The organism is Polymorphospora rubra (genome assembly GCF_018324255.1).
In the GTDB taxonomy this organism is placed as follows: domain Bacteria; phylum Actinomycetota; class Actinomycetes; order Mycobacteriales; family Micromonosporaceae; genus Polymorphospora; species Polymorphospora rubra.
The window spans coordinates 4,329,975-4,356,226 of record NZ_AP023359.1 but is presented as its reverse complement, the minus strand read 5'-3'; the positions used below and the strand labels follow the sequence as shown (position 1 = coordinate 4,356,226).

General features: G+C 73.1%; 18 protein-coding genes and 1 pseudogene. 8 read left to right on the top strand and 11 right to left on the bottom strand.

The window, feature by feature from the left end; all coding sequences use genetic code 11:
* The first annotated feature begins 33 nt into the window (after positions 1-33).
* The 5 genes from Prubr_RS19740 to Prubr_RS19720 all read left to right on the top strand — a co-directional run bounded on the left by Prubr_RS19740 (position 34) and on the right by Prubr_RS19720 (position 6,157).
* Complete coding sequence (locus tag Prubr_RS19740) at positions 34-723, top strand: PadR family transcriptional regulator (RefSeq protein WP_212816416.1); 690 nt, start codon at positions 34-36, stop codon at positions 721-723.
* Entirely contained in the window at positions 720-1,436 is a 717-nt protein-coding gene (locus Prubr_RS19735) for an ABC transporter ATP-binding protein (RefSeq protein ID WP_212816415.1), read from the top strand. The genes Prubr_RS19740 and Prubr_RS19735 overlap by 4 nt, the downstream gene beginning before the upstream one ends.
* Positions 1,433-4,129, top strand: a complete 2,697-nt coding sequence (locus Prubr_RS19730; protein ID WP_246567375.1) for an FtsX-like permease family protein — start codon at positions 1,433-1,435, stop codon at positions 4,127-4,129. The genes Prubr_RS19735 and Prubr_RS19730 overlap by 4 nt, the downstream gene beginning before the upstream one ends.
* Before the next feature lie 62 nt (positions 4,130-4,191).
* Positions 4,192-4,677: a nitroreductase/quinone reductase family protein gene (locus Prubr_RS19725; protein ID WP_212816414.1), complete on the top strand. Its 486-nt coding sequence runs from the start codon at positions 4,192-4,194 to the stop codon at positions 4,675-4,677.
* Positions 4,678-5,443: 766 nt separating this feature from the next.
* Positions 5,444-6,157, top strand: coding sequence for a nucleotidyltransferase domain-containing protein (locus Prubr_RS19720; RefSeq protein ID WP_212816413.1), 714 nt, complete (start codon positions 5,444-5,446; stop codon positions 6,155-6,157).
* A 34-nt stretch (positions 6,158-6,191) separates the two neighbouring features.
* On the opposite strand, the gene map is transcribed toward Prubr_RS19720, so the two are convergent.
* A complete protein-coding gene (map, locus tag Prubr_RS19715) occupies positions 6,192-7,049 on the bottom strand; it encodes a type I methionyl aminopeptidase (protein ID WP_212816412.1) in 858 nt (285 codons plus the stop codon).
* Between the two features lie 118 nt (positions 7,050-7,167).
* On the opposite strand from map, the gene Prubr_RS19710 reads away from it, so the two are divergent.
* On the top strand, positions 7,168-7,482 hold the full coding sequence (locus Prubr_RS19710; protein WP_246567372.1) for an STAS domain-containing protein: 315 nt from the start codon (positions 7,168-7,170) through the stop codon (positions 7,480-7,482).
* Between the two features lie 97 nt (positions 7,483-7,579).
* Here the strand turns inward: Prubr_RS19710 and Prubr_RS19705 are convergent, their stop codons facing one another.
* The 10 genes from Prubr_RS19705 to Prubr_RS19660 form a co-directional block, all read right to left on the bottom strand.
* Positions 7,580-11,347 (bottom strand): SpoIIE family protein phosphatase, encoded by a 3,768-nt coding sequence (locus tag Prubr_RS19705; protein ID WP_212816410.1) that lies wholly within the window; start codon positions 11,345-11,347, stop codon positions 7,580-7,582.
* 123 nt (positions 11,348-11,470) lie between these two features.
* On the bottom strand, positions 11,471-12,022 hold the full coding sequence (locus tag Prubr_RS19700) for a pyridoxamine 5'-phosphate oxidase family protein (protein ID WP_212816409.1): 552 nt from the start codon (positions 12,020-12,022) through the stop codon (positions 11,471-11,473).
* A 164-nt stretch (positions 12,023-12,186) separates the two neighbouring features.
* Complete coding sequence (locus Prubr_RS19695) at positions 12,187-15,279, bottom strand: hypothetical protein (RefSeq protein ID WP_212816408.1); 3,093 nt, start codon at positions 15,277-15,279, stop codon at positions 12,187-12,189.
* Positions 15,280-15,858: 579 nt separating this feature from the next.
* The gene (locus Prubr_RS19690; protein ID WP_212816407.1) at positions 15,859-16,905 is read right to left on the bottom strand and encodes a hypothetical protein; all 1,047 of its coding nucleotides are present in this window, start codon (positions 16,903-16,905) and stop codon (positions 15,859-15,861) included.
* Between the two features lie 283 nt (positions 16,906-17,188).
* A complete protein-coding gene (locus tag Prubr_RS19685; protein ID WP_212816406.1) occupies positions 17,189-19,432 on the bottom strand; it encodes an LLM class flavin-dependent oxidoreductase in 2,244 nt (747 codons plus the stop codon).
* Positions 19,433-19,537: 105 nt separating this feature from the next.
* Positions 19,538-20,122, bottom strand: a complete 585-nt coding sequence (locus Prubr_RS19680) for a MarR family winged helix-turn-helix transcriptional regulator (protein WP_212816405.1) — start codon at positions 20,120-20,122, stop codon at positions 19,538-19,540.
* Positions 20,123-20,365: 243 nt separating this feature from the next.
* On the bottom strand, positions 20,366-20,590 hold the full coding sequence (locus tag Prubr_RS19675; RefSeq protein WP_212816404.1) for a hypothetical protein: 225 nt from the start codon (positions 20,588-20,590) through the stop codon (positions 20,366-20,368).
* A 113-nt stretch (positions 20,591-20,703) separates the two neighbouring features.
* Positions 20,704-22,848, bottom strand: a complete 2,145-nt coding sequence (locus tag Prubr_RS19670; RefSeq protein WP_212816403.1) for a putative bifunctional diguanylate cyclase/phosphodiesterase — start codon at positions 22,846-22,848, stop codon at positions 20,704-20,706.
* A gap of 116 nt (positions 22,849-22,964) precedes the next feature.
* A complete protein-coding gene (locus Prubr_RS19665) occupies positions 22,965-23,783 on the bottom strand; it encodes an SAM-dependent methyltransferase (RefSeq protein ID WP_246567369.1) in 819 nt (272 codons plus the stop codon).
* Positions 23,784-23,872: 89 nt separating this feature from the next.
* Positions 23,873-24,469 (bottom strand): Rossmann-fold NAD(P)-binding domain-containing protein, encoded by a 597-nt coding sequence (locus Prubr_RS19660; RefSeq protein WP_425517925.1) that lies wholly within the window; start codon positions 24,467-24,469, stop codon positions 23,873-23,875.
* A 56-nt stretch (positions 24,470-24,525) separates the two neighbouring features.
* On the opposite strand from Prubr_RS19660, the pseudogene Prubr_RS19655 reads away from it, so the two are divergent.
* A pseudogene (locus Prubr_RS19655) lies at positions 24,526-25,592 on the top strand (glutathione S-transferase family protein).
* Positions 25,565-26,242, top strand: a complete 678-nt coding sequence (locus Prubr_RS19650; protein WP_425517924.1) for a DUF998 domain-containing protein — start codon at positions 25,565-25,567, stop codon at positions 26,240-26,242. The pseudogene Prubr_RS19655 and the gene Prubr_RS19650 overlap by 28 nt, the downstream one beginning before the upstream one ends.
* Positions 26,243-26,252: the final 10 nt, after the last annotated feature.

The following is a 26,252-nucleotide window of genomic DNA, read 5'->3' as shown; positions in this document are numbered from 1 at the left end:
ACCTTGCATACCCAGTACGTATACTGGTTAAGTATGACGATCCGCCATGGTCTTCTCGCCCTGCTCGAGCGCCAGCCGATGTACGGCTATCAGCTCCGGGCCGCTTTCGAGGAGTCCACCGGCGCGACCTGGCCACTCAACATCGGGCAGGTCTACACCACGCTGGCCCGGCTGGAACGGGACGGTCTCGTACGACCCCTGCCGGAAAACGACGGGGGGCAGCGGCCCTACGAGATCACCGATGCCGGCCGGGCCGAGGTCGTCGACTGGTTCGGGACCCCGATCAGCCGTACCGACCGGCCCCGCGACGAACTGGCGATCAAACTCGCGCTCGCGTTGACCACTCCAGGGGTCGACGTCCGCGCCGTCGTGCAGACCCAGCGCACCGCGACGATGCGCACGCTGCAGGAACTCACCCGGCTGAAGGTCCGCGACGACCGGCCGGGCGACCTGTCCTGGCGGTTGGTGCTCGACTCGATGATCTTCCAGGCCGAGGCTGAGATCCGCTGGCTGGACCACTGCGAGGTCAGCCTGGTCCGGTTCCGCCCACCGGCCGCTCCCGGCGGCGCCGTACCGACCGGCGGGCACGAGGCCGCCGTACCGACCGGACCGTCCGGTGGGCACGCCGGCGCCGCGCCGGCCGCACCGCCCGCCGGACGCGACGGCGTCGGGCCGGCCCGTCCCGACGGGGCGCCGGCCGGCCACGCGCGGGCGCAACGGTGAGCCTGCTGGAACTGCGCGACGTGTACCGGACCCACGGCACCGGCGCGGCCGCGGTGCACGCGTTGCGCGGGATCGACCTGACCGTCCGGCCCGGTGAGCTGATCGCGGTGATGGGCCCGTCCGGCTCGGGCAAGTCGACACTGCTCAACCTGGCCGGCGGGCTCGACACCCCGACCAGCGGGCGGGTGTCCGTCGAGGGCACCGATCTCGGTGCCCTCGACCGGCGTGGACTGGCCCGGCTGCGCCGCCGGTCGATCGGGTACGTCTTCCAGGACCTCAATCTGCTGCCCAGCCTGACCGCGGTGGAGAACGTCGCGTTGCCGCTCGAACTCGACGGCCGGGGCGTACGGCACGCCCGGCGGCTCGCGGTCGCGGCGCTGACCGAGGTCGGGCTCGCCGATCTCGGCGACCGGTTCCCCGACGACATGTCCGGCGGCCAGCAGCAGCGGGTGGCGATCGCCCGCGCGCTGGTCGGCGAACGGCGGCTGGTGCTCGCCGACGAACCCACCGGCGCCCTCGACTCGCAGACCGGCGAGGCGGTCCTGCGGTTGTTGCGCGACCGGGTCGACGCCGGCGCGGCGGCGGTGCTGGTCACCCACGAGGCACGGCACGCCGCGTGGGCCGACCGGGTGGTGTTCCTGCGCGACGGACTCGCCGTCGACACGTCCGGGCCGCTCGACGGGCCGGAACGCCTGCTCCAGGACATCGGGTGAGGTCCTGGCGGACCGCGCTGCGGATCGCCGCCCGGGAGGCCCGCCGGGCGAAGGGACGGACCGCGCTGGTCGTGGCGATGATCGCGTTGCCGGTGCTGGCGCTGTCCTACGTGGTGGTCAACTACGACATGTTCCGGCTGACCCCCGCCGAGCAGGCCGACCGCCGGCTCGGCAGGGCCGACGCGACGCTCACCTGGCCGACCGACGAAGCCCTGCACCAGAACCCGGACGGCACCGCCTGGGTCGGTGGTGGCGAGCCGCGCGCCACGTCGCCGACCGTCGAGGCGGTACGGGCCGTGCTGCCGCCGGGCAGCCGGGTGGTCCCGCTCGGCGAGACCTCGCTGGCGCTGCGTACCGCCGCCGGCGTCGGGGAACTGCCGGCCACCGTGGTCGACCTGTCCGATCCGCTGGTCCACGGGATCGCGGCGATGGTGCGGGGACGGGCCCCGGCCGGCGACCGGGAGATCGCGGTCAGCGTCGACGCGCTGCGCCGGCTCGGGGTCGGGCTCGGCGACGAGGTGGTCAGCGCCGACGGCACCCGCGGCTACGAGGTGACCGGGGTGGTGGAGTTCCCGGCGGCGCTGCGGGAGATGGTGGTGCTGCCGCCCGGCGCCGGGTCCCTGCCGATGGCCGACCGGTGGCTGGTGGACACCCCGCAACCGGTGACCTGGGAGCAGGTCGAACAACTCAACCGGCACGGAATCCTGGTCGAGTCGCGGGCGGTGCTGCTCGACCCGCCGCCCGATCCGGCGTACGCCCCGTCCGCAGACGGCACGGACCCGATGGTCGTCGGAATGGGCGGGCTGATCGGCGGGCTGGGGATGCTGGAAGTGGTCCTGCTCGCCGGGCCGGCGTTCGCGGTCGGCGCCCGCCGCCGGCGACGTGAACTCGCCCTGGTCGCCGCGAACGGCGGTACCCCGGCCCACCTGCGTCGCATCGTGCTGGCCGACGGCGTGGTGCTGGGCGTCACCGGGGCGGCCGTCGGCATCGTCCTCGGCATCGCCGCCGCGTTCGCCGGACGCCCGCTTCTCGAGGAGTACACCGTCCAGGCCCGGGCCGGCGGCTACCGGGTCTTTCCACTGGCGCTGCTCGCCGTCGCCGGGCTGGCCGTGACCACCGGGGCGCTCGCCGCGCTGGTCCCGGCGTTCAACGCGTCGCGCCAGGACGTCGTCGCCGCGCTGACCGGCCGGCGCGGCACGGTCCGGTCGCGGCGGCGGTGGCTGGTCGTGGGGCTGCTCGCGGCCGGCGCCGGCACCGCCCTGGCGGCGTTCGGCGCCTCGCGGGTGAGCGCCACCGTCATGCTGGTCGGGCTGGTGCTCGCCGAACTCGGCCTGGTGCTGTGTACGCCGAGCCTGATCGGGCTGCTCGCCCGGTTCGGCCGGCTGCTGCCGCTGGCACCCCGGATCGCGCTGCGCGACACGGCCCGTAACCGGGCCGCGGCCGCTCCCGCGATCGCCGCCGTCATGGCCGCGGTGGCCGGCAGCGTGATCGTCGGTGTCTACCTGGCCAGCGACCGGGCCCGGGCCGCCGCGGTGTACGAGCCCGCCCTGCCGCACGGCTACGTGACGGCCTGGTACGACGGCTTCGCCCCGCCCGCCGACCCGCCAACGGTCGAGCAGGTTGCCGCGACCGCCCGCGACGCCGGCCTCGCCGTCGGCGGGGCGGCACAGTTCCACCAGGCGGCCTGCCCGCCCGGAACCGCGGAGAACGTCAGCTGCGGCCTCACCGTCGAGGTTCCCGCCGGGCAGACCTGCCCGTACGATCCGTCCACCGACCTCGACGCGCAGGACCGCCGCCGGGCGGCCGACGACCCGCGCTGCGCCCCCCGGTACCGCACGTTCTCCGGATTCCTCGCCGATCCCGTGGTCGACGACGGGTCGGCGCTGCCGCTGCTGACCGGCGCGGACCCGGACGACCTGCGCCGGGCCACCGCGGTGCTGCGGGCCGGCGGGGTGGTGGTCACCGAGCCCGGCCTGGTCGTCGACGGGCAGGTCGGCGTGCAGATCCGCCGGCACGATCCCCGGCTGCCACCGGATCCGGACAACGGATTCGCCGTCGTCGGGACGGTCCGGCTGCCGGGGTACGCGCTCACCTCCGGCCTCGCCACCGAACGGACCGTCTATTCGCCAGCGGCGGTCGACCGGCTCGGCCTGGCGTCCCGGCACCTGGGTTTCGTCCTGGCGACCACCAGCGAGCCGACCGTCGCCCAGGAGGACCGGTTCCGCGAGGCCCTGGGCGGACTGCCCGGCAGCCCGGTCCCGGCCGTCGAGCGCGGCCCCGGCGACAGCGGCAACCAGGCGGCGATCCTGCTGGCGGTCGCCGCCGGCGTGGTCACCCTCGGCGCCGCCGGCATCGCCACCGGACTCGCGGCCGCCGACAGCCGCGCGGACCTCTCGACCCTCGCCGCGGTCGGGGCCAGCCCCGGGGTACGCCGGCTGCTGTCACTCTGCCAGTCCGGCATGATCGCCGGGCTCGGTTCGCTTCTCGGCGTGGTCGCCGGGCTGACCGGGGCCCTCGTCATCCTGTTCGCCCTCAACGAGGCCAGCGGGGCGAACTGGCCGTACGGGGACCCCTTCCCGGTGACGGTGCCGTGGTCGATGCTGGCGATCGTGCTGGCCGTACCGGTCGTGGCGATGGCCGGGGCGGGCCTGCTGACCCGGTCCCGGCTGCCGATCGAGCGGCGGATCGTCTGACGCGGGCCGGTACCGACGGTGCAGGGCTGTCCTCGGCGGGCTCGGGCCGGCAGACTGTGCCGGTGCCGGCCCTGCGAAACGTGACCCGCCGCCTCGGACACCGCCGGTGGTTCGCCGCCGCCGCCCGTGTCCTCGTACCCGCCGACCGGGTGGTCGGCCGGCTGACCCGGGGGCGGGTGGTGGCGCTCGGCCTGGTCCCGTCGTTGCTGATCACCACGACCGGGCGGCGGTCCGGGCAGCCGCGTGGCAACCCCCTGCTGTACGTCCCCGACGGCGACGCGTTCGTGGTCGCCGGCTCCAACTGGGGGCAGCCCCGCCCACCGGCCTGGGCACTGAACCTGCTCGCCGATCCGGCCGCCACGGTCACCGTCGCCGGCCGCCGGATCCCGGTCCGCGCCCACCTCGCCACCGGGGCCGAGCGGGACCGGCTGTGGGGCCTGCTGGTCCGCGAGTGGCCGGCGTACGAGACCTATGTGGAGCGGGCCGGCGGCCGGCCGGTACACGTGTTCCGGCTCACCCCGGTCGGCGGCGCGACAGCGGGCGACTGACCGGGGTCGCGTCCGGCTCGCCGGCACCACCCGGGCCGCGTCCGGCTCGCCGGCACCACCCGGGCCGCGTCCGGCTCGCCGGCCGACCGCAGGCACTGCCTGGGCCACGCCGGCTGACCGGTCGCGCCGCCTCGGCCGCGCCGATCAAGGACAACCGGGCGGGTCGCCGTGATCGTCTGCGGCTCAGGCGCTCCTGGGCCGGCGTGTCGGGCGTCTGAGCCGCAGACGATCAAAGCCATGGAGTGAGGCCGGCGGGGCCTCTCCCCCCTTGGTGCCAGACCCGCCGCGCGGACCGCTCCCTGCCGCCGGCCGCTCCCATCCTGGTATCGGCGCACCCCACCCCGGGGGCGCCGACGGGGAGGGCGATGATGAACACACGATTCTGGGCCGGACCCACCTGACGGAGGCCCGTGACCACCGGCCGCGCACGCCGGCCGGCACCTGCCGATGACGCGGCCACGCCGCACCTGAGCAACGAACGAGGCGGCCACGCCGCACCAGACCCGGAGAACGACGCGGCCACGCTGCACCTGAGCAAACGAACGCCGCGGCCACGCCGCACCAGACCGGGAGAACGCCGCGGCCACGCCGCACCTGCCCCCGAGAACGACCCAACCGCACCGGACCGGGGAAGAACGCGACCGCACCGGACCGGGTAGGCAACACCGCCGCACCGGACCGCGGCAAAGAGGCCAGGGCCGTCCGCGCATTCGTACCACGTACGCAGAACTCGCCGTGAGCCCGCGCATGGCGCACAATTGCGGCCGTGCCGCAGGACAATCCGTACCTCGCGAATCCGCGGTGGGCCGTCGCCGAACGGGTCGCCGAGGCGGCCCGGCGGCGCTTCCCCGCCGATGTCCTCGCCATCGGGGCGTACGGTCGGCTCGCCCACGGCGACGACGACGAGACGACCGGTGTCGACCTGGTCGTGGTGACCTACCGGGAGTCCGGCGGGCCCCGACCGACCCGCCGGCGAATCGACGGTGTGCTGGTCGGGCTCGACGTCGTCGACGCCGACCGCCACCTGCGGCGGGCCCACACCCTGGACACGGGGTGGCCGCTGGCCGCCGACCGCTACGTGACGACCAGACCCCTGTACGACCCGACGGACTGGCTGGACAAGCTGCGGGACGCGCACCTCGGCCGGCTCGCGCAGGCCCGGGCACCGGAGTTCAGCGCGCTGGCCCGGGAGGCGTGGTGCGAGGCGGCGTCGGCGCACGCGCTGGCGAACCGGCTCGCCGCCTGGTACGACACCGACGGCGCCCTGGTCGGCCTCGGTGTCGCCCGGCTGGCGGCGGCGAACGTGGTGGGGCTGCTCACCCGGACCTACTTCCGGGACGGCGCCGACGCGGTACGCAGGGCCGGGCTCGCCGGAGCCGACCTGACCGAACTCGGCGAGGTGCTGCGTACCCAGGCCGGTGAGCTGGCGGCGCGGGGCCGGCCGGTCGACGGCTCGGTCGGCGACCTCTTCGACGTCTGACCGGCCCCGGGCCGAGTCGGCGGCCGGAACGCGGTCAGGGCAGGGTGAGGATCTCGGCGCCGTCCTCGGTCACCACGATGGTGTGCTCGAACTGCGCGGTCCACCGCCGGTCCTTGGTCACGACCGTCCAGCCGTCGGACCAGACGTCGTAGTCGTACGTGCCGAGCGTGATCATCGGCTCGATGGTGAACGTCATACCGGGCTCGATCACGTCGGTCGGGCGCGGGCTGTCGTAGTGCGGGATGTAGAGCCCACTGTGGAACGCCTCACCGATGCCGTGCCCGGTGAAGTCGCGCACCACGCCGTAGCCGAACCGCTTGGCGTACGACTCGATGACCCGGCCCACGACGTTGATCTGCCGGCCCGGCGCGACCGCCCGGATCCCCCGCATCATCGCCTCGTGGGTGCGTTCGACCAGCAGGCGGGCCTCCTCGGAGACCTCCCCGACGCAGAAGGTCGCGTCGGTGTCGCCGTGTACGCCGCCGATGTACGCGGTGACGTCGACGTTGATGATGTCGCCGTCCTCGAGCACGGTGGAGTCCGGGATGCCGTGGCAGATCACCTCGTTGAGGCTGGTGCAGCACGACTTGGGGAAGCCCTTGTAGCCCAGCGTCGACGGGTAGGCGCCGTGGTCGACGAGGAACTCGTGCACCACCCGGTCGATCTCGTCGGTGGTGACGCCGGGCTTGCAGTGCTCGCCGGCGAGCTGGGTGGCCTGCGCCGCGATCCGGCCGGCGACCCGCATCTTCTCGATCGTCTCGGGCGTCTGGACGTGGGAGCCGGTCCACGGCTTCGGCCGCTTCTTGCCGACGTATTCCGGACGGGGGATGTCAGCGGGAACCTGGCGCCACGGGGAGGGCGTGCCAGGGGTCAACGGCGCACGGACGGTCATGCGGTAAGCCTATCGCCGGCACCCGCGCATGCCGACGGATCGCCCATCGGTGACGGGCCGCCACAACCGAGACGACACTTGTTGCCGGACGGCAACCGTTTGTGCCAAGGTACTTGCCGTGGATCAACAGGGTGCGGATTCGAACTTCTCCGCCACCACGCGCGCAGATGGTGAACACCTGACGGTGACCGTGGCCGGCGACGTCGACATGGCCACCGCCGACACGATGTACGCGGCGGCGGCGACGCCGTCCGGCGTCGCCCGGCTGACCCTCGACCTGCGGGCGGTCACCTTCTTCGACTCGGCCGCCATCCACGCGCTGGTCCGGCTCGCCGGCGCGTACGGCGACGCGCTGGCGGTGCTGCCGTCGTCGCAGGTCCGCCGGGTGCTCGACATCTCCGGCCTCGGTGACCAGCCCTGGCTGGAGGCCTGACCCGGGACGCCCGGCGCCGGCTTCACGGGCGAGCTGGGCGCCGCTGGTGCGGCCCGGCCGGGCCGCCGCGGGCCGGGCGTACAGCCGCCGCCCGCGGTCAACCGCCCAGCCGACGGTGCACGGTCACCGTCGTACCCTCGTCGGACCGGTGCACCGTCAACTCGGCGAGCGCGCCGATGAGCGCCAGTCCCCGGCCGCGGAACCCGGCGCCGTCGGACTCCCGCCACCGGCCGCTGTCGCGTACGACGGCGGTGACGGCCTCCTGACCGATCGCCACCTCGACCTCGATCGTGTCCCGGGCCGGCTCGACCGGATGTTCCATCGCGTTGGCCGCCGCCTCGGAGACCGCCACGATCAGGTCGAACACGTCGTTCTCCGGCACCCCGTGCCCGGTCAGGAAGTCCTCCAGCCGCCGGCGCAGCACGCTGAGCCGGGCCGGGTCGGTCGGCAGGCGCAGCACGAGCCGGTCGGGCTCGGCGGCCTCCAGGGCCAGCACCGCGACGTCGTCGCGTCGGGTCCGGCCGGCCACCCGTCCGACCATCGCCTCGACCAGGTCGTCGACATGGTCGGTCGGGCGGGCCGCGTCGACGAGCAGCTGGGCGAGCCCGTCGTCGATGCCCTGCCGTCGGTCCTCGACCAGGCCGTCGGTGTAGAGCAGGATCCGGGCGCCCGGATCGAGCCGCCCCTCGACGGTCACGTATTCGGCGTCGGGCAGCGCGCCGACCGGCGGGCCGAGCGCCTTGGCGTAGAGGAACCGGGCCGAGCCGTCCGCCCCGATCAGCGCCGGCGGCGGATGCCCGGCACTGGCATACCAGAGCCGTCCGGTGACGGGATCGAAGCGTACGCACACCACGGTGGCGAACGAGCGCCGGCCGACCGTGCCGATCAGCCGGTTCAGCCGGGTCAGCGCCGCCCCCGGATCGAACCCCTCCAGCACGTACGCCCGCAGCGCGTTGCGTAGCTGTCCCATGGCGGCGGCGGCCACCACACCCTTGCCGACCACGTCGCCGATCACCAGCACGAGCCGGCCGTCGTCGACCGGGATCGCGTCGTACCAGTCGCCGCCGACCTCGACCTCGCTGTTGCCGGCCAGGTAGCGGCTGGCCACGATCGCGCCGGGCAGCTGCGGCAGCGACTGCGGCAGCAGGCTGTGCTGCAGGGTCATCGCGATCCGGTGTTCGGCCTCGTAGAGGCGGGCGTTGTCGAGCCGTACGCCGACCAGGCGGGCGAGTTGGGCGAGCGCCTCCTCCTCGGCGTCGGCGACCGTGCCGCGGTGCGGCCAGACCCGCAGCTCGCCGAACGGGCCCCCGGTCATGCCGAGCAGCGGCACCACCAGTGGCGGGTCGGCGGGCAGGTCGCCGCCGGCGTCCGCCTCGAAGTGGGCACCAGGAACGCTGACCACGACCCGGGCCGCGCGTACGGCCAGCTGCGCGTGCCGGGCCGCGGCCTCGGTCACCTCGGCCGTCGACTGGGCGGTGTTGACCGCCACGGCGGCGTCGGTCAGCGCCCGCAACTGCCGGATGATCTGACCGCGGAGCTGCCCCAGCTCGACGTTGGACCGTACCCGGGCGATCAGTTCCTGCCCGGAGAACGGCTTGACCAGGTAGTCGTCGGCGCCCGCGGTCAGGCCCTCGACGGCCGCCGTCTCACCGGCGCGGGCGGAGAGCATCACGATCGGCAGGTGCCGGGTACGCGGGTCCGCGCGTAGTGCCGCCACCAGCTCGACCCCGTCCATCCGGGGCATCATCACGTCGGTGATGACCAGGTCGAAGGCGCCGCGGGCGGCGGCCTGCACGGCGGCGACACCGTCGGCGACCGCCACCACCTCGAAGTTCGGTGAGAGCAGCCGGGTCAGGTGGTCGCGCAGGTCGGCGTTGTCGTCGGCGACGAGGATCCGGCCACCGTGTCCGGCCGTACCGGTGTCGTCACCGGCCGACGGGCCGGGCCGCCCGGCCGTGACCGCCGCGGGTGGTGACGGCTCCGCGCCCGCCCAGCGCTCCGCCTCGGCGAGGTAGAGCCGGGCGGTGTCGCTCTCGACCGGCGCGACGTCGCCGGCGACCAGCTGGTCGCCGGGCAGGTGACCGGTGCCGAACGGCAGCGTCACCGTGAACGTGCTGCCGACGTCGGGCCGGCTGTCCACCGCGACCCGGCCGCCGTGCAGCTCGGTGAGTTCACGGACCAGGGCCAGGCCGATGCCGGTGCCCTCGTGGCTGCGGCCCCGGCGGCCGACGACCCGCTGGAACCGTTCGAAGACCAGTGGCAGGTCGCGCTCGGGGATACCGACCCCGGTGTCCGACACCTCCAGCACCGCGGTCCGGCCGGCCGCGAAGGTCCGTACGGTGATCCGGCCGGCGAAGGTGAACTTCAGCGCGTTGGACAGCAGATTGAGGACGATCTTCTCCCACATCTCCCGGTCGAGGTGCACCGGAGCGGGCAGCGGCGGGCAGTCGACGTCGAGCCGCAGCCCGGCCCGCTCGGCCGCGGACCGGAAGTTGCCGGCCAGCCGGGCGGTGTAGTCCGACAGGTCGGTGGGCTGGTAGCTGGCACCCACCCGGCCCGAGCCGATCCGGGAGAAGTCGAGGACGGTGTTGACCAGCTTGAGCAGCCGCAGTGCGTTGCGGTGCATCAACTCCAGGGCGTCCCGGTCGGCCGGCGACAGGTCCGGTCCGGCCAGCGCCTCCTCCAGCGGCCCGAGGATCAGGGTCAACGGGGTCCGGAACTCGTGGCTGACGTTGGAGAAGAAGTTGGTCTTCGCCTGGTCGAGGGCGGCGAGCTGCGCGGTGCGCGCCCGCTCCAGCTCGTACGCCCGCTGGTTGGTGACCGCGCCGGACACCTGTGCGGCCAGCAGATGGAAGAAGTCGCGGTACCGCTGGTCGACCGCGAGCCGGCGGCTGGCACCGAGCACCAGGGCGCCGACGGTGCGCGCGCCGCCGGTCACCGGCAGGACCAGTGCCTCGTCGGCGCTCTGCTCCGGCACCGTCGACACGAACGCCGACACCGGGGCCCGCGCCGCCCGCCCCTGTGCCACCACCTGCCGCAACAGGGCCGCCCCGGCCCCCGGGGTGTGCGGTCGGAGCTCGGGGGTGAGCACCGCGGCGCCGGGCACGCCGGCCGCCGCGACCAGTGCCACCGCCGTGTCGTTGGCGGCCGGCTCCGCCGTCCGGTCGGCCGCCAACGGCGCACCCGGCCGGGGCGCCCCGGGGCCGGCCAGCGTCGGCTCGCCGGCGTCGTCGAGATAGAGCAGGGCGAACGGTACGTCGTTCGGGTGCTCGCCGAGCACGGCCGAGACGCGGGCGCCCAGGTCGGCCTGGCCGGAGGCGTCCGCCAGCCGGACCCCGAGCGCGCTCAGCGCACCGACCCGCCGCTCGCCGAGCACCCGGCTGGTGGTGTCGCTGACGATGCAGAAGACGCCGACCACCGCACCCTCGTCGTCGCGGATCGGGTCGTACGAGACGTCGAAGTACGTCTCTTCGAGGAAGCCGTGCCGGTGCAGCATGAACGGGTAGTCCGCGGCCCAGAACGACCGGCCGGTCTCGGCCACCTCGGCGAAGAGCTGGCCGAGGACCTCCCACGCCTCGCTCCACATCTCCCGCCCGGGGCAGCCGAGCCAGTCCGGATGCTTGTCACCCATCGTCGGCACGTAGGCGTCGTTGTAGAGCGCCACGTGGTCGGGGCCCCAGAAGATGACGATCTGGGCGCGGGAGGCGAGCATGCGTACGGTCGCGTGCCGCAGCGGTTCGGGCCAACTGCCGAGGTCGCAGCCGATCGGGGTCGCCGCCCAGTCGAGGTCGCGGATCCGGGCGCCCATCTCCCCACCGGCGTCGAGCGCGGCAGCCAGATCGGCGGGAAGCGGACCCGGTCCCATGGCACCTCCAACCGACGACAGCACGAACCGACGGACCCTCAGGCCCGTCGGCTGCGGCTTCTACCCTGGCCGCCGGGGAACGTAACACGGCAGGTGAGCGCGGGAACCGCCCGACCGTGCGGGTCAGGAGAAGGTGGGCAGTCCGTCGATGCTGGCCGCGTTGCGGGTGGCCCGGTACTCGACCAGGTCCGCGTCGGTGCGCCGGGAGTGTGCCCGGACCAGCAGGTCACGATCGCCCTCGTAGGCCATCAACGGCACCGCGTATCCGCAGGAGTCGCTGATCCGGTGCACGTCGATGGTGATCACCGCGCGCAGCCCGTGCAGGTCGGGCGGGTCCGGGAAGAGCGGCAGCAGGTCGTCGCAGGCCGGGTCGTCGATCGCGACGAAGGTGCCCCGGCCGTACAGCCGGACGATGTTCGGCGGCCCCTCGAAGGCACAGAACATCACCGTGATCCGGCCGTTGTCACGCAGGTGGGCGATCGTCTCGGCGCCGCTGCCGTGATAGTCGAGATAGGCCACCCGGTGCCCGTCGAGCACCGCGAAGGTGCCGGCCATGCCCTTCGGGGAGACGTTGACGTGGCCGTCGGCGCCGCTCGGGGCGGTGGCCACGAAGAACATCCGCTGCGCCTCGATGAAGTCCCGCAGCCGGCCGCTGATCTCCTCGTGCAACTTCACGGCATCCACTCCCCGGGTCGCGGACGTCGTGGTCCCGCCGCGGCCGCCCGTGGACCGATCCTGTCACGGCCCCGGCCGGCCTGCCTCCCCTGACCGGTCACGGACCCGGCGTACGGCGGATCGGGGGCCCGGTGTCCCGGACCCCCGATCGCGGTGCCGCCTGGTCAGTTCGTGGCGGTGTGTACGTGCTCGTTCGTCGCCCGGAGCAGGTCGACGACGGTGGTCACCGCCGGCAGGCCCTCCCGGTGCGTGCCGCCCCTGACCCGACCCGACCAGTCCCGGTACCGCTCGGCCAGGGTGGCCGCCCCGGCCTGCGCGGCCTGGAAGACGCAGGAGCCGAGCGGGTCGATCGGCCGGCCGGCCGCGGTCGAGAGCGCGCACTCCGGACCGAACCGCTCCTGGTTGTACCGGGGGTCGTGCCCGGTCAGGTCGCCCTGGCACGGATCCCAGTCCAGGTACTGCTGGCAGGGGGCGTAGTTGGCCACCGCCCGGTGGAACGCGTTGCGCAGGTACTGCGAGCCCGGGTCGTGGCTGTTCTGGCTGCGCGGCAGGCCGAAGTCCGCCGGCAGCGCCCGGTCGCCGAAGAGCTGGGCGTTCATCAGGTCGTCCCGCTCCAGGGCCGAGGCCCAGCCGAGCTCGCTGAAGATCTGCAGCATCCGTACGGCGTCGGTGACCTTGTGTCCGGCGTCCCAGAGCTGCTGGGACGGCGACCAGCTGCCCGCCGGCGGCCGCTCGGTGCCGGTGCCCAGCGCGGCGACCCGGTAGAAGTACTTCTGCTTGCCGGTGAGCATCGCCCGGACCTTGACCCGGGCCTCCTCCAGCACGGCCGGGTCGTCGACGACGGTCCCCACCGTCTCCAGCTTCGACCGGTACGTCGACGTCCAGTTCTTGGTGACGAAGTGGTCCGGTTCGTGGCAGTAGCCGGTCGGCATCGGGTCCCGGACCGTCCACGAACAGATCTCGCTCAGCCCGGTCCGCCAGGTGACGGTGCGGACGTCCCGCCACTGCCCGCCGCCCCACTTCGCCTGCTGCCGGGTGACGAGCTTCAGCGTCCCGGACGTGATCTCGAACCGGGGTCCGGTGGTGGTCCGGAGATTCTCGTAGCTGGCTTCGAGACAGCTGCGCAGCTCGGGCCGGTGTCCGGGCGGCATGCCGTAGTTGCCGAGGTGGTAGACGTTCGGCAGGGCCGAGCGGTTCACGTTGGTCGGCGTGGACACGGCCCGGCCGTTGTTTTCGCAGTACGGCATCGTCGCGACGTCCGCCACCCGACCACCGGCCGGGACGGCCTGGTCCGGGCTGCCCCACATGTCGTAGTCGCGGTCGGTCTCGACCCACCGGACCGCCCGGCCCACCTCGGCCAGCGCCGTCGACCAGCCGGCCAGCGCCGAGGCGTAGTCGGCGAGCAGCGTCTTGAACAGCGCGTTGGTGTCGCCGTCGGCCGCCGGGGCGCTGAACTGCCGGACCCGGCGGTTGACCGCGTCACCGGCGGCGATGGTGGTCTCCGTCTCGGTCGCCGCGAGCTGGCCGGCGTACATCGGGTTCTGCAACGCGATGATCAGGTTCGCCCGGGCGCCGAGCAGCCACGCGGCCGGGTTGGCCACCTCCGCCGCCGGCTGGTCGCCGGGCGCCGGGGTCAACGCGATCCCGCGCTGGCCGGCCCACCGGGCCAGGTAGTCGATCGAACCGCTGGGCAGGTGCAGGTCGACGGTCGCGACCGGGTCGGTGAGCGGCGCGCCCACCGGCACCACGTACGGCGCCCGCCGGGCGTCGTCGACGGCGAACGTACGGGTCGGCGAGTCGGCCTCGTCGAAGTACACGTCGTACGAGCCGATCGCCGGCACGCCGCGCGCCTCCCGGTGCACGTACCGGTCGATGGTGGTCTTCAGCGGCTTCTGCGCCACCTCCTCGAACGCGGCCTGGCTGGCCAGCGCGAGCGCGTCGACCCGCTGGTCGAGGACGAGCAACTGGCCGGCGATGACGGTCAGCTGCGCCTTGACCTCGACGTTCTCCCGGGCCAGTGCGGTGAGCTGGGCGGTCAGGCCGTCGTACATGGCGCCGAGCATCTTCTCGATCCGGTCGAACCGCTTGTCCAGTCCGGCGGCGAGGCGGGTCACCTGGTCCCGCAGCTGGGCGATCTGCTGGCTGACCGCCGAGTCGGCGCCGCCGCTGCCGGTGAACAGCGGCAGCAGCAGCATCGCGGCGCCGACCAGGCCGCCGACCAGCGTGATCGAGGCCAGTGCCAGGCTGGCCGCGGTCATCGTCGCGGCGGAGATCGTCGTCACGTACGTGCTGATCGCGCTGACCGCGCCGACGACGGCCTTGCCGATCGTCTCGATCTGCTTGCCGAACGGCTTGTCGACGAGGCCGGCCAGGAAGGACAGTACGGAGACCGCCTGCCCCAGGCCCTCCAGCGCCTTCTTGTTCGCCTCGGCCGCCGCCTTCGCGGCCGCCTCGTCGGTGCTGGTCGGCTTGTTCGGGCCGTCGACCGGGAACTTGTCCGACGCGGCGACCACGGCGGTGACCGTCGTCTCGGCCCGCGCCTTCAGTTCCGCGAGAACCGCGTCGAGCTGGGCCCGGACCACCGCCTCGTACGCCTCCTTGTCACCACGCTTGGCGGTGATCGCCGCCAGGTCGAGGTGGCCGGCGAGTTCCGGCAGGGCCGCGAGCGCGGTGGCGGTGGCGCCCAGCACGACCCCGAGCCGGTTGCCGTACGCGCCGTTCCAGACGGCGGCGAGGTCGGCGTCGGCGGCGCCGTGCCGGTGGAAGGTACGCCACACCTGCGTGTGCGCCCCCCGGAACAGGATGTCCCAGACGTGTTCCTGGGTGCCGGTCCGGACCTGCTCGATCGGCGGCACGATGCCGGCCAGCTCCTCGCCGGTGGTGCTGCGCAGCACCGCGCCGACGGTCGGCCCGCCCAGGTACGCCCCGTCGGTGTCGGCCAGCCGGGCCATCGCCGCCGCCAACTGCAGCAGCTTCGCCGGCGACTCGTCGTCGGTACGGACGGCCTGCGTCACCGCCGTGGTGGTGGCGGTGAGGTGCTGCTGGATCTCCGGCCGGGAGGCGGCCGGGTTCCTGCCCCGCCAGTCGAGCAACTCGGCGGCGACCACCGTGTCGACCAGACCGGCGGTGCCGGTACTGCGTACGCCCACCGCGGCCGCGAACAGCGCGTCGTGGGTACCCGGCTCGTCGTAGGCGACCGGGTCCGCGGCCCGGGCCGGGGCGGCGAGCCCCAGCACCAGAGCCGCGCAGAGTGTCATCGCGTACCACCGGTGGCGGCGGCCGCGACGGCGATGAAAGTCCACCATCATCTCCTTCGTGTGGTACCGCCATTGCGCCCGGCCGCACTTGCGGGTCTCTTGCGGCTGACTTGTCGCCCCGCTCAACGGCCTGCTCACCGCCCCCGCCGGGGCTTAATTGCGTTGCCGGCCGCCGCCGGTCGGCGCATGCTCATGGGCATGACGAGCCACCACGGAGCGCGCCGACACGGGCGCGCGTGGATCGTGGTTCTGCCCGGAGTCCTCAGGCGTCGTTAGCGCGCCGGGCCCGGCAGGGCCCGGTCCCTCCCCGGGAGTCGCCTGACGACTTCCCCGCCGGGTCTTCGGCCGACCCGGCACCGCGGTGGCGCGGGGCGTGCTCACCTCTCTCACCCGTACGGCGTTCGCCGTGCCAGCGCACGCCCCGCGCCGCCGCACCCACCGCCCGTGGCCGAACGCACCGGTCTCAGGTTCGATCGTGCCGGGCGGGCCTCGGCGCACGCCGGTGGGCCGGGCGCCGCGGATGTGATCCACGACTCCCGGCCCACCGTGACGTGCTGGCTCTCCGGTTGTCCGGTCCGTCTAGCCCTGCGCTCTGCCCGGCTCGATGGTGTAGTCCACGCCGCCGACGACGAAGCTCTCACCGGGTTCGCGCAGTGGTCCGACCTGCGTGATCTGGAGCCCGTACGACTTCTGCAGCGGTTGGGCCGCCGAGAAGCTCAGCTTCAGGACGGGACGCTCACCCGGGTTGATCCGGATGCCCTTGATCGTGGCCCGCTGCGGATCGGCGAACTCGATCTGGTTGCGGCCGACCACCCGGATGCCCTCACCCTGCTGACCCGCCTGCTGCCAGCGGGCGAACAGTTCCGGACCGAGGTCGGCGACGACCCGCAGCCCCGGTACGGGTTCGGCCAGCGGCCGGACCGCGATGTCGAAGGGGGCCGCGACGTTGAGCGCGTTCGCCACCGCGAACGGCCGGTCGATGATTCCGCCCCCGCCGACCGAGACGGTGTTCGCGTTCTTCCAGACGATGTTGTTGTTGTACTGCGTGTTGATGGACGTGGCCGGGCCCTCGAAGGTCATCGGGTCGGTCGCCGACTCCCAGCGGAGCAGGAGGCAGAAGTGGCCGAGGGAGGGCACGTTAACCCATGGGATCGTCACGGCGGTGACCCCGGGGGCGACCGCGACCGGGGTGGAGCCGATCGGCGTCCAGTCCGTCGGCCAGATGGCGCCGCCACCGGACGTGGTGTAGTAGGCCCGCAGGGTTCCGACGCTCAGGCCCGTTCCGTACGGGCCGTCGCGGCGGATGTTGGCGTGGATGTAGCTGGTCGACCCGACGACCGGGTTGCTGTGGACGCAGGGCAGCGGCCCTGCGCAGATCTTGACGTCCGGGCTGTTGAAGAAGGACGAGAGGATCGCGCCGTGGGGTTCGAGACCGATGTCCGAGGCGGTGTCCTTCAGGTAGGCGTCGGAGCGCGCCGACACCGTCGAGCCGGAGCCCGGGCCGGCGTCGACGGCGGTGCCGGCCGTGGCGGCACCGCCGGTGGAAACGGCCATCAGCGTCGCCAATGCCGCGCCGAACAACAGTCGCGCCACCGCTTTGCGGCCGCGCGGAACTGATGTGTTCATGGGATTCCTTCCCGTCGGTAACTGGGGTGTCGAGCAGCGAGGAGCGCTCTCTAGCGAGCCGGCGGGAATACTGTAATCCAGCGACAGACGGCAATGGAATGGTTTGATAAATCAATTGGGGTACGTGCCCGCTTTTGCCGGGGAGCGACCATTTGCCGAATGCGGGAAAACGTGAATGGAAAAAGCGTCGGGTGATATGTATCAATCGGCGGGACCGAACCTCTTGTACGCCTGCACCACCCGCACCCGCCGACCCGGCCCGCACCGGGCCGGGTCGGCCGGGTCAGGCCACGTTGAAGTTGTCGCGGAACAGGTTGCCCGGGTCGTGGCGCCGTTTCAGTTCGCGCAGTCGCCGCAGCGTCGCGGGCGGGAAGGCGTCGCTGATCCGTTCCGGGCGCAGGTCGGTCTCGAAATTGGTGTAGAGCCCGGAGAAGTGCCCGGCGAGGTCGTCCCACAGCCGGTCGATGCGCCGGCGGTCGGTCCCGAACGCGACCACCTGGAAGTTGGCCGACCGGTGGGCGAAGGCGGTCGCGTCGGGATCGACGTCCGCCACGGCCCCACCCATCGCCCGGATCTGGAAGAAGTACACCGCCCCGCTGGCGACGAGGTGTGCCGCCGCGGTGGTGAACTCCGGGGTGAGGTGGTCGAGCAGCCCGGAGCGGGAGACCGGTTCACCCTGCCCCTGGTGCGATCCCTCGACGTGGTGCATGAGGGCGGCGTACGGCACGATCTGCGCGGCCTGGTCGAGCACCGGGGCGATCTCGGCGATCGGCTGGAGCCGTTCGACCACGGTGTCCGGGTCGGCGGAGTCGACGACGGCCATGATCTGCGCGACCGGCGGTCGACCGCGCCGCGCGCCACTCATGATCAGGTTGGCGGTGGTGTCGCGCGGTGCCGCCTCCAGCACCTTGCCGAAGCGTTCGAGCAGGCCGGCGGTGTCGCTCGCGTCCAGGGCGAACTGTCCGAAGCCGACGTCACCGACCTCGTCGACGACGAACTCGAACGAGGTCACGATGCCGAGGTTGGCACCGGCGCCGCGGACCCCCCAGAACAGGTCGGCGTTCTCGTCCGCGCTGGCCCGGACCCGGCTGCCGTCGGCGAGGACCAGGTCGACGGCGAGCAGGTGGTCGATGGTCAGCCCGTGTTGGCGGACGAGCCAACCGATCCCGCCGGAGGTCGCCAGCCCGCCGACCCCGACCCCGCCGTAGTCGCCGGAGGTCAGCGCCCAGCCGTACGGGGCGAGTGCGGTGGCGACGTCACCCCAGCGGGCCCCGGGCTCGATGCGTACCCGGCGGGTTTCCCGGTCCACGACCTCGATCGCGTCGAGGCCGGCCAGGTCGATCACGATGCCGCCGTCGTTGGTGGAGCGGCCGCCGATACCGTGTCCGCCGCTGCGGACCGACAGCGGCACCGGCTGTTCGCGGGCGAAGGCGAGCGCGTCGACCACCTCGGCGGGGTTCCGGGGTTGCAGGACGAGGCCCGGTGAACCGGCCCGCATCGCCGACGAGCGGACCCGGGCGTATCCGAAGTCCCCCGGCTCGACGGTCGCCGCCGCGAGCGAGGCGGGTACGGCGTCGTAGTCGATGCCGGCCCGACGGCGGGCCAGGGCGGCGGCACCACGAACGGCGGTCGCGGTCCGCGGGCCACGTTCCCGGGCGACGGCCGCCCGCAGTGCCGGGGCGACCTCTTCGGCGAACCGCCGCATGACGTCCGGGTCGTCGGCCATCACGATGAAGGTGCCGATGCCGTCGCGCAGCACCAGGGGCAGCAGTTCCTCCACCCACTGGGTGCTCGGACCGTCGAGGAACCCGCGCCGGGACGCCGAGAACGTGCCGCTGATGTTGAGCAGCCGGCGGATCTCGCGCGGATCCCGACCGGCCTCCCGTGCCGCCTCGTCGATGACCGCCTGCCCCGCGGCCAGGTCACCGGGTTTCAGGTACGGCAGCGACGGCAGCCAGCCGTCGGCCTTACGCCCCACCAGCCGCAGCATCCGGGGCTTGTACGCGCCCAGCCAGATCGGGATGTCGTGGGCCGGCAGCGGGCCGCGCTTGGCGCCGTGCACCCGGTAGTGGTCACCGTCGTGCTTCAGGATGCCGGGCTCGTCGGCGGCCCAGATCCCGCGGATGACGTCGATCGCCTCGTCGAGCGCGTCGACCGACTGTCCCGGGGTCAGCCGGCGGCCACCCATCGCCTCGATCGCGTCCCAGAAGCCGCCGGCGCCGAGCCCGAGGTCGAACCGGCCACCGGAGAGCAGGTCGAGGCTGGCGGCGGCCCGGGCGGTGACGGCCGGTGGGCGCAGCGGCAGGTTGAGCACGTTCGCGGAGATGTGCACCGACCGGGTCTGCGCGGCCACCCAGGTCATCAGCGTCCAGGTGTCGAGGAACCCCGGCTGGTAGGGGTGGTCCTGGAAGGTGACCAGGTCGTAGCCGAGTTCCTCGCTGAGCTGGGCACGGGCGACGGCGGCGTCCGGCGGCGTCGCGGTCGGGGTGATGAAGGTACCGAACTGCAACGGGTGTCCGTAGTCCATGACGCCCTCCGGTCAAGTGGTGGAGCCGACGGTATGAGAAACCAATCGCATGTCGGACCACTCATCTTGAGACCCACTCGTGCCGTCACGCTCGTCACAGATCGATCAGGAGGCCGCGTCGGCCCGGCGGTCCGCCGGGGCGCGCCGGGTACGCCGCTTCGGCGCCGACGGCGGCTCGGAGCCGAGGTCCTGGACCAGCTCGCACGCGTTGTCGAGCCGGTCGACCTCGTTGGCCCGCACGGCCAGGCGCTGCAGCACGTCGCGGAACACGCGCTCCTCGTCCTCGGACACCTCGCCGAGCAGGTGCGAGTCGATCGCCCGCAGGTGACGCTCGGCCAGTTTCCAGGCGAGGTGCCCCTTGTCCGTGGCGACGATCCGACGGTTGCGCCGGTCGGCCGGATCGGGCCGGCGGACCACCAGCTCCGCGGTCTCCAGGTCGTCGACCAGGTAGGTCATCACGGTGCGATCGATGCCGAGCCGCTTGGCGAGGGCGGACTGGCTGCCGGCGTCGCCGTGGACCGCCGCCGCGAGCACCTGGTATCCGCGCGGCCCGCCCGGGATGTCGCTGACCACCTCGTTCGACGCCTTGACGTACGCGCGGAACAGCACGCCCAGGTTGAACCCGAGGTCGTGGGCGAGCGACGCGCCCGCCGGGGCACCGAGGGCGGAGACGGGCGGCATGCTGTCCATACCGTCGACCCTAACAGCCCTGCTGACGAGCCAGAAGATCACGATCCACGACGTTCTTCGGCGGATACCATCTGACACGCAGCGCTTCTGCTTCGCCCACGGGTTCGAGGTCAGCGGTCCGCGCCTGGTCAAGCCGACGACAGGCGGGCGAGGCTGATCACCCGGGACGGCGGCCGGCCCGGCCACGACCGACGGAGGCACCGGCTCCCGGTGCCGGCCACGACGGCCGGCACCGGAACCTGGCTACCGGGCGCCGTCGGCGAGGGTAACCAGGGCGGTGGCCGCGCGGAAGTACTTGTTGCGGCCGAGATCCCCGATCGTCTTGATGTTGAGCGCTTCCCTGAGCAGCTTCGCGTCGTTGTCGGTCACGCCGGCCAGTGCGGCCACCGGCGCGTTGACCAGTTCGGCGAGTTCCTTGTCCTCGTACGACTTGTCCAGCAGCTTCGCAAGATCCGCTGTCACCGCCATGACACCGCTCCCTCCGTACCGGCATCCGGATGGACGCCCGAGATGAGAGAAACTTTTACATATCGGACTTGCCCCATGTGCGTCATTCGCCGAGATCGGCGCTGAGTAGCGGCTCAGACCCGGGTGGCGACGTCGGCGGAGCCGCGCAGCAGGGCGGTGATGCCGCCGGCCTCCTGCGGCGGGCCGTAGAAGCGGCCCTGGCCGGTGTCGCAGCCGAGTGCCAGCAGCCGGTCGGCCTGGTGCCGGGTCTCCACCGCCTCCGCGGTCACGGACAGATTGAGCGCATGCGCCAACCGCACCAGCGCGTCGACGATCCGCTCGTCGACCTGGCTCACCGGGTCGTCGCCCCGGATGCCCTCCACGAACGCGCCGGCCAACTTGAGCGTGTGGATCGGCAGCCGGCGCAGATAGGCCAGGTTGGAGTATCCGGTGCCGAAGTCGTCGATCGCCAGCCGTACGCCTAGCGCCGCGAGCCGGCGCAGCGACCGCAACGGCTCCCCCGTCGTGGCCATCACCGCGCTCTCGGTCAGCTCCAGTTGCAACAGTTCCGCCGGCAGGCCGGTGCGCCGCAGGGCCGTGGAGACCTTGCCGACCAGCCCCGGTTCGCTGGCCTGCCGGGCGGCCAGGTTGACGCTGACCCGCAACTGGGCGTCGGGAAACTCGGCCAGCCAGCGGCTCGCGTCGGCGCAGGCGGTCGCCAGCACCCGGTCGCCGAGGTCGACGATCAGTCCGGTCTCCTCGGCCAGCGAGATGAACCGGTCCGGTCCGAGCCGGCCGAGTTGCGGATGCTGCCAACGGACCAGCGCCTCGACCGCGATAAGCCGCTGGTCGTCGGTGGCGACGATGGGCTGGTATTCGATGACGAGTTCGTCGCGCTCCAGCGCGGCCGGCAGCGCGGCGGCGAGCGCCGACTTGGCCCGGTCACGCGCGCTGCGTACCGGGTCGAAGACCGCCCACCGGCCGCGACCGTCGGCCTTGGCCCAGTAGAGGGTGGTGTCGGCGGCCTTCATCAGGTCGGCCGGGTCGGTGTCGACGACCGGGCGTTCGACGATGCCGATGCTGGCCGAGACGGCGAGTTGGTGTTCGCCGATCCGGACCGGCCTGGCAACGGCGGACAGCGCCGCCTCGGCGACGCCGACCACGTCCCGGCGGCCGGTGCTGCCCTCGACCAGGATCACGAACTCGTCGCCGCCCATCCGGGCCACCAGGTGACCACCGTCGGCCACGCAGTCGGCCAGCCGCTTGGCGACCACGCTGAGCAGCCGGTCGCCGAGGTCGTGCCCGAGGCTGTCGTTGATCGCCTTGAAGCCGTCGAGGTCGATGAAGCAGACACCGATCCGGTCACCGGGCCCGGCCCGGTCGAGCACCGCGGTGAGCCGGTCGAAGAACAGGGTGCGGTTCGGCAGGCCGGTGAGCGGGTCGTGCTGTGCCTGGAACCGCATCCGTTCCTGCAGTTCGTAGCGGTCGGTGATGTCCTCCATCATCGCGACCGTGAAGCGTGGCCGGCCGTCGTCGTGGCGGACCAGCGACACCGCCAGGTTGGTCCAGAAGGCCGTGCCGTCGCTGCGGTGGTAGAGCTTCTCCATCCGGGCGGCGTCGAATCTGCCCTGGATCAGGTCGGTGTAGTGCTGCCACATCCCGTCGGCGTCGTCGGCGTGGAAGAGCTGCGACACGTTGACCTGCCGCATCTGCGCCGGGGTGTAGCCGAACATGTCGGCCAGCGCCTGGTTGACCTCGACGATCCGGCCGTCGGTGTCGGCGATCCCGATACCGATCGCGGCCCCGGTGAAGATCGCCCGGAAGCGCGCCTCGCTGTCCCGCAGCGCCTGCTCGGCCTCGTTGCGCGCGGCCCACACCGAGCGGCTGAGCCGCTCCTGCTGGCTGAACGTACGGTCGCGCAGCGCGGCGGAGAAGCCGGCGGCGAGCGCGCCCTGCAGTGCCGTGACCCGCTCCCGCGCCGCCGGATCGTCGGTCAGGTCGGGCAGTACGCGGGCGACGAACCACTCACCGATCGCGCGCACGGTCCAGCCGAGCACCGCCGGCTCGGTCAGGTGCGACTCGACCAGGGCCGTCCCGACGTCGTGGCCCGGCCCGTCGGTGAAGTCCGGCGCGAGCACCGCCCGGGCCAGGCGGACCGTATGGTCCAGCAGCATCCGCTCGATCTCGACCGAGCTGACCGGGACGAAACCCAGCCGCCCGACGGCCTCGGCCCAGTCCCGGGCGAACACCTGCGCGCCGGTCCGACTGAATCCGTCCACATCCGACCGGGAGGATCGCGCGCCGGTCGACCGGTCGACGGCTGGCCGGCCGGCTGCGGACCGGTCGGCTTCCGCCCGGTCGGAATCGGCGGCGCCGGCCGCGGGCCCTGTCACGGCTATCCGACTGTGCGGTCGTTGCGGCCGAGCGCGCCGAACGCCCCGAACCGCGCCGGCTGTTCATCCACATCGGATGGTACGTCGGGTCGCCACAGGGGCATGTGGACGACGCCCGGCTCGAGGATGGTGAAATCGCCGAAGAAGCCGGCGACCTCCGCCTTGGAGCGCAGCGTGATCTCGGTGGAGGTGCGGGCGGAGAGCCGCTGCGCGTCGAGCATCTCCTGCGGCTGGTCCTCGAAGGTCGAGTGCGAGATCAGCAGGTAGCTGCCGGGGACCGTCGCCTCGCGCAGGGTGGTGAGGATCGCGGCCGGGTCGTCGACGTCCGGAATGAAGTGGACGACGCCGGCGAGCAGGATCGCGACCGGCCGCTCCAGGTCGATCAGCCCGGTGGCGGTCGCCTCGGCCAGGATCCGCTCCGGCTCGCGCAGGTCGGCGTGCAGCACCGCACAGCGGTCGTTGCCGGCGAGGATCGACCGGCTGTGCGCGACGGCGACCGGGTCGATGTCGACGTACACGATCCGGGCTTCGGGGTTGGCGGCCTGGGCGACCTCGTGGACGTTGCCGACGGTGGGGATGCCGGAGCCGATGTCGAGGAACTGGTCGATCCCCTCGGCGACCAGGACGCGTACGGCCCGGCGCAGCAACGCCCGACCGGCCCGCATCGTGTCGGCGAGATTGGGCGTCATGCTCGCGATCTGCGCCGCGAGCTGGCGGTCGATCTCGAAGTTGTGCGCTCCGCCGAGGAAGTAGTCGTAGACCCGGGCGGCGCTGGGCCGGGTCATGTCGATCTCGGTCGGCGGTCCACTCGGCTGGTCCATCTGTCGCCTTCGGGTAGTCCGGGGAAGTGTGAGGGGGCCCCTGGCCGGCCCGAGCATAACCGTCCCGTGCTCAGGTGCGGTGACCGTGGTCACTGCGGCCCGCTCACCGCCGGCAGCCCGACCGCGCGCAGGCTCGCCGACCAGAGCCGGCGGGCGCGGTCCGGGTCGGTCGAACGCGGGGTGGCGGCGAACGGGGCGCGGAAGGCGAAGTAGCCGCCCGGGACCAGCGCCTCGTCGTCGGTGGCCAGCCAGACCAGGGTGTCGGCGCCCTGCTCGGGCGTACGGAACAGCAGTGGAATCGTCTTCGCCAGGCTGAACAGCGGGCTGCTGCGCCCGAACCGGGTCTGCACCAGACCGGGGAAGAAACACGTCGGCACCACCCCGAGCGGGGCGAACCGGCGGGCCGCCTCGACGGTGAAGAGCAGGTTGGCCTGCTTGCTGGCGCCGTACGCCAGCCACCGGACGCGGTACCGCGCGACGGGTGCGGCCGGCCGGTCGACGTCGAGCGGGCCCCACGCCTCGGCGAGCGATCCGGTGGTGACGATCCGGGCCGGCCCGGCCGGCCCCGCCGCGGCCCGCAGCCGGTCGAGCAGCACGACCTCGTCGCCGGCACCGGCGAGCGCGACGGCCGCCGCGAGCCCGATCCCGGAACTGCCACCGGTGACGACCACGGTCCTGCGTGCCATACCCGTCATTCGATCACCGCCAGCGCGCCGACGCCCGGCACGGATAGGTTGGCGGTATGGCGCAGGCGCAGTTCACCCGGGAGACCGGCAGCGGCGGCGAGTTCGTCCGCCAGCCCAACCGCTTCACCGACCGGATCACCGCCGACTCGGGATCGGCGCCGGGCGGCGGCCCGGACGCGCAGGGACGGTGGCCGGTCGAGCCGGGCCGGTACCGGCTGATCTGGTGCCGGGCCTGCCCCTGGGCGCACCGGGCCCGGATCGTGCTGGGGCTGCTCGGCCTCGACGAGGTGATCTCGGTCGGCACCGTGGATCCGATCCGGGACGAGGCCGGCTGGCGGTTCACCCTCGACGACGGCGGCCGCGACCCGGTGCTGGGGGTGGAGTTCCTCGCCGAGGTCTACCGGGCGACCGACCCCGACTACACCGGCCGGGTCACCGTGCCGGCGCTGGTCGACACGGTCACCGGGCGGGTGGTGACGAACGACTATCCACAGATCACCCTGGACCTCAGCACCCAGTGGCGGGCGTATCACCGGCCCGGCGCGCCGGACCTCTATCCCGAGGCGCTGCGCCCGGACCTCGACACGCTGATCGCGGAGATCTTCCGCGACGTCAACAACGGCGTCTACCGGTGCGGGTTCGCGGTGACGCAGCAGGCGTACGACGAGGCGTTCACCAATCTGTTCGCCCGGCTGGACCTGTTGTCGCAGCGCCTCGCCGGCCAGCGTTACCTGATGGGCGACGCGATCACCGAGGCGGACGTACGGCTGTTCACGACGCTGGTGCGCTTCGACGCGGCGTACCACGGGCACTTCAAGTGCAACCTGCGCAAGCTGACCGAGATGCCGGTGCTGTGGGCGTACGCCCGTGATCTCTTCCAGACACCGGGTTTCGGCGACACCGTCGACTTCGATCACATCAAGCGCCACTACTACGGCACGCATCCGGCGATCAACCCGACCGGGATCGTGCCGCTGGGTCCCGACCTGACCGGGTGGACCGCGCCGCACGGGCGTGGCTGACCCGCTCCGGGCGGCGGCGGGGTTCGGGGCGGCGGCCTGCGCCGTCGGCGGCACGGTCGCGGTCACCGTCGCGGTGGTCGCGGGGCCGGGCCCGGGACTGACCGGGTACGTCAGCGAGGCCGGGGTCGAGTCCAGCGGGTACGCGTCCACGTACCGGATCGGGATCTTCGTGCTCGCGGCCGGTCTGCTGCTCTTCGCGCTGGCCCTGCCGTGGGCGGCCCGCGGGCCGGCGGACCGCCGGCCGGCCGGACCCGGCCGGGCGACCTCCGGTCCGGTGCACGGCGGCCCGGTGGTGCGGGTCGGTGGCGTGGTGCTGCCCGATCTGGTCCGCACCGCGGCGGCGCTGCTGGCCACCAGCGCCGCCTGCACGGTGCTGTCGGGGGCGGTGACGTGCAGTGCCGGCTGTCCGTTGCCGCCGTTCGAGCCGGCGACGACCGCCGACCTCGTGCACGGCGCGGCGAGCATCGCCGCGGTCGCCTCGTGTGTCTTCGCGATGGTCGCGCTGGCCTGGTCGCCGACCACCCCGCGGGCGCTGCGCCGGCTCTCGGTGGTCGCGGCGGCGGTGGCGCTGCCGCTGTCTGCCGCGGTCGGGATCGCCATGCTCGTGCTGGGCCGGGGCCCGGTGGTCGCCCTGGTGGAGCGGGTGCTGCTGCTCGAGGCGGCCGTCTGGGTGCTGCTCGGCGGCGTGCTGGTCGGAACCGGCCGGGCCAGGGCCCGCACCCAGGAAGTGCGAAATTACGTAGGTACGTAATAATGGAGGC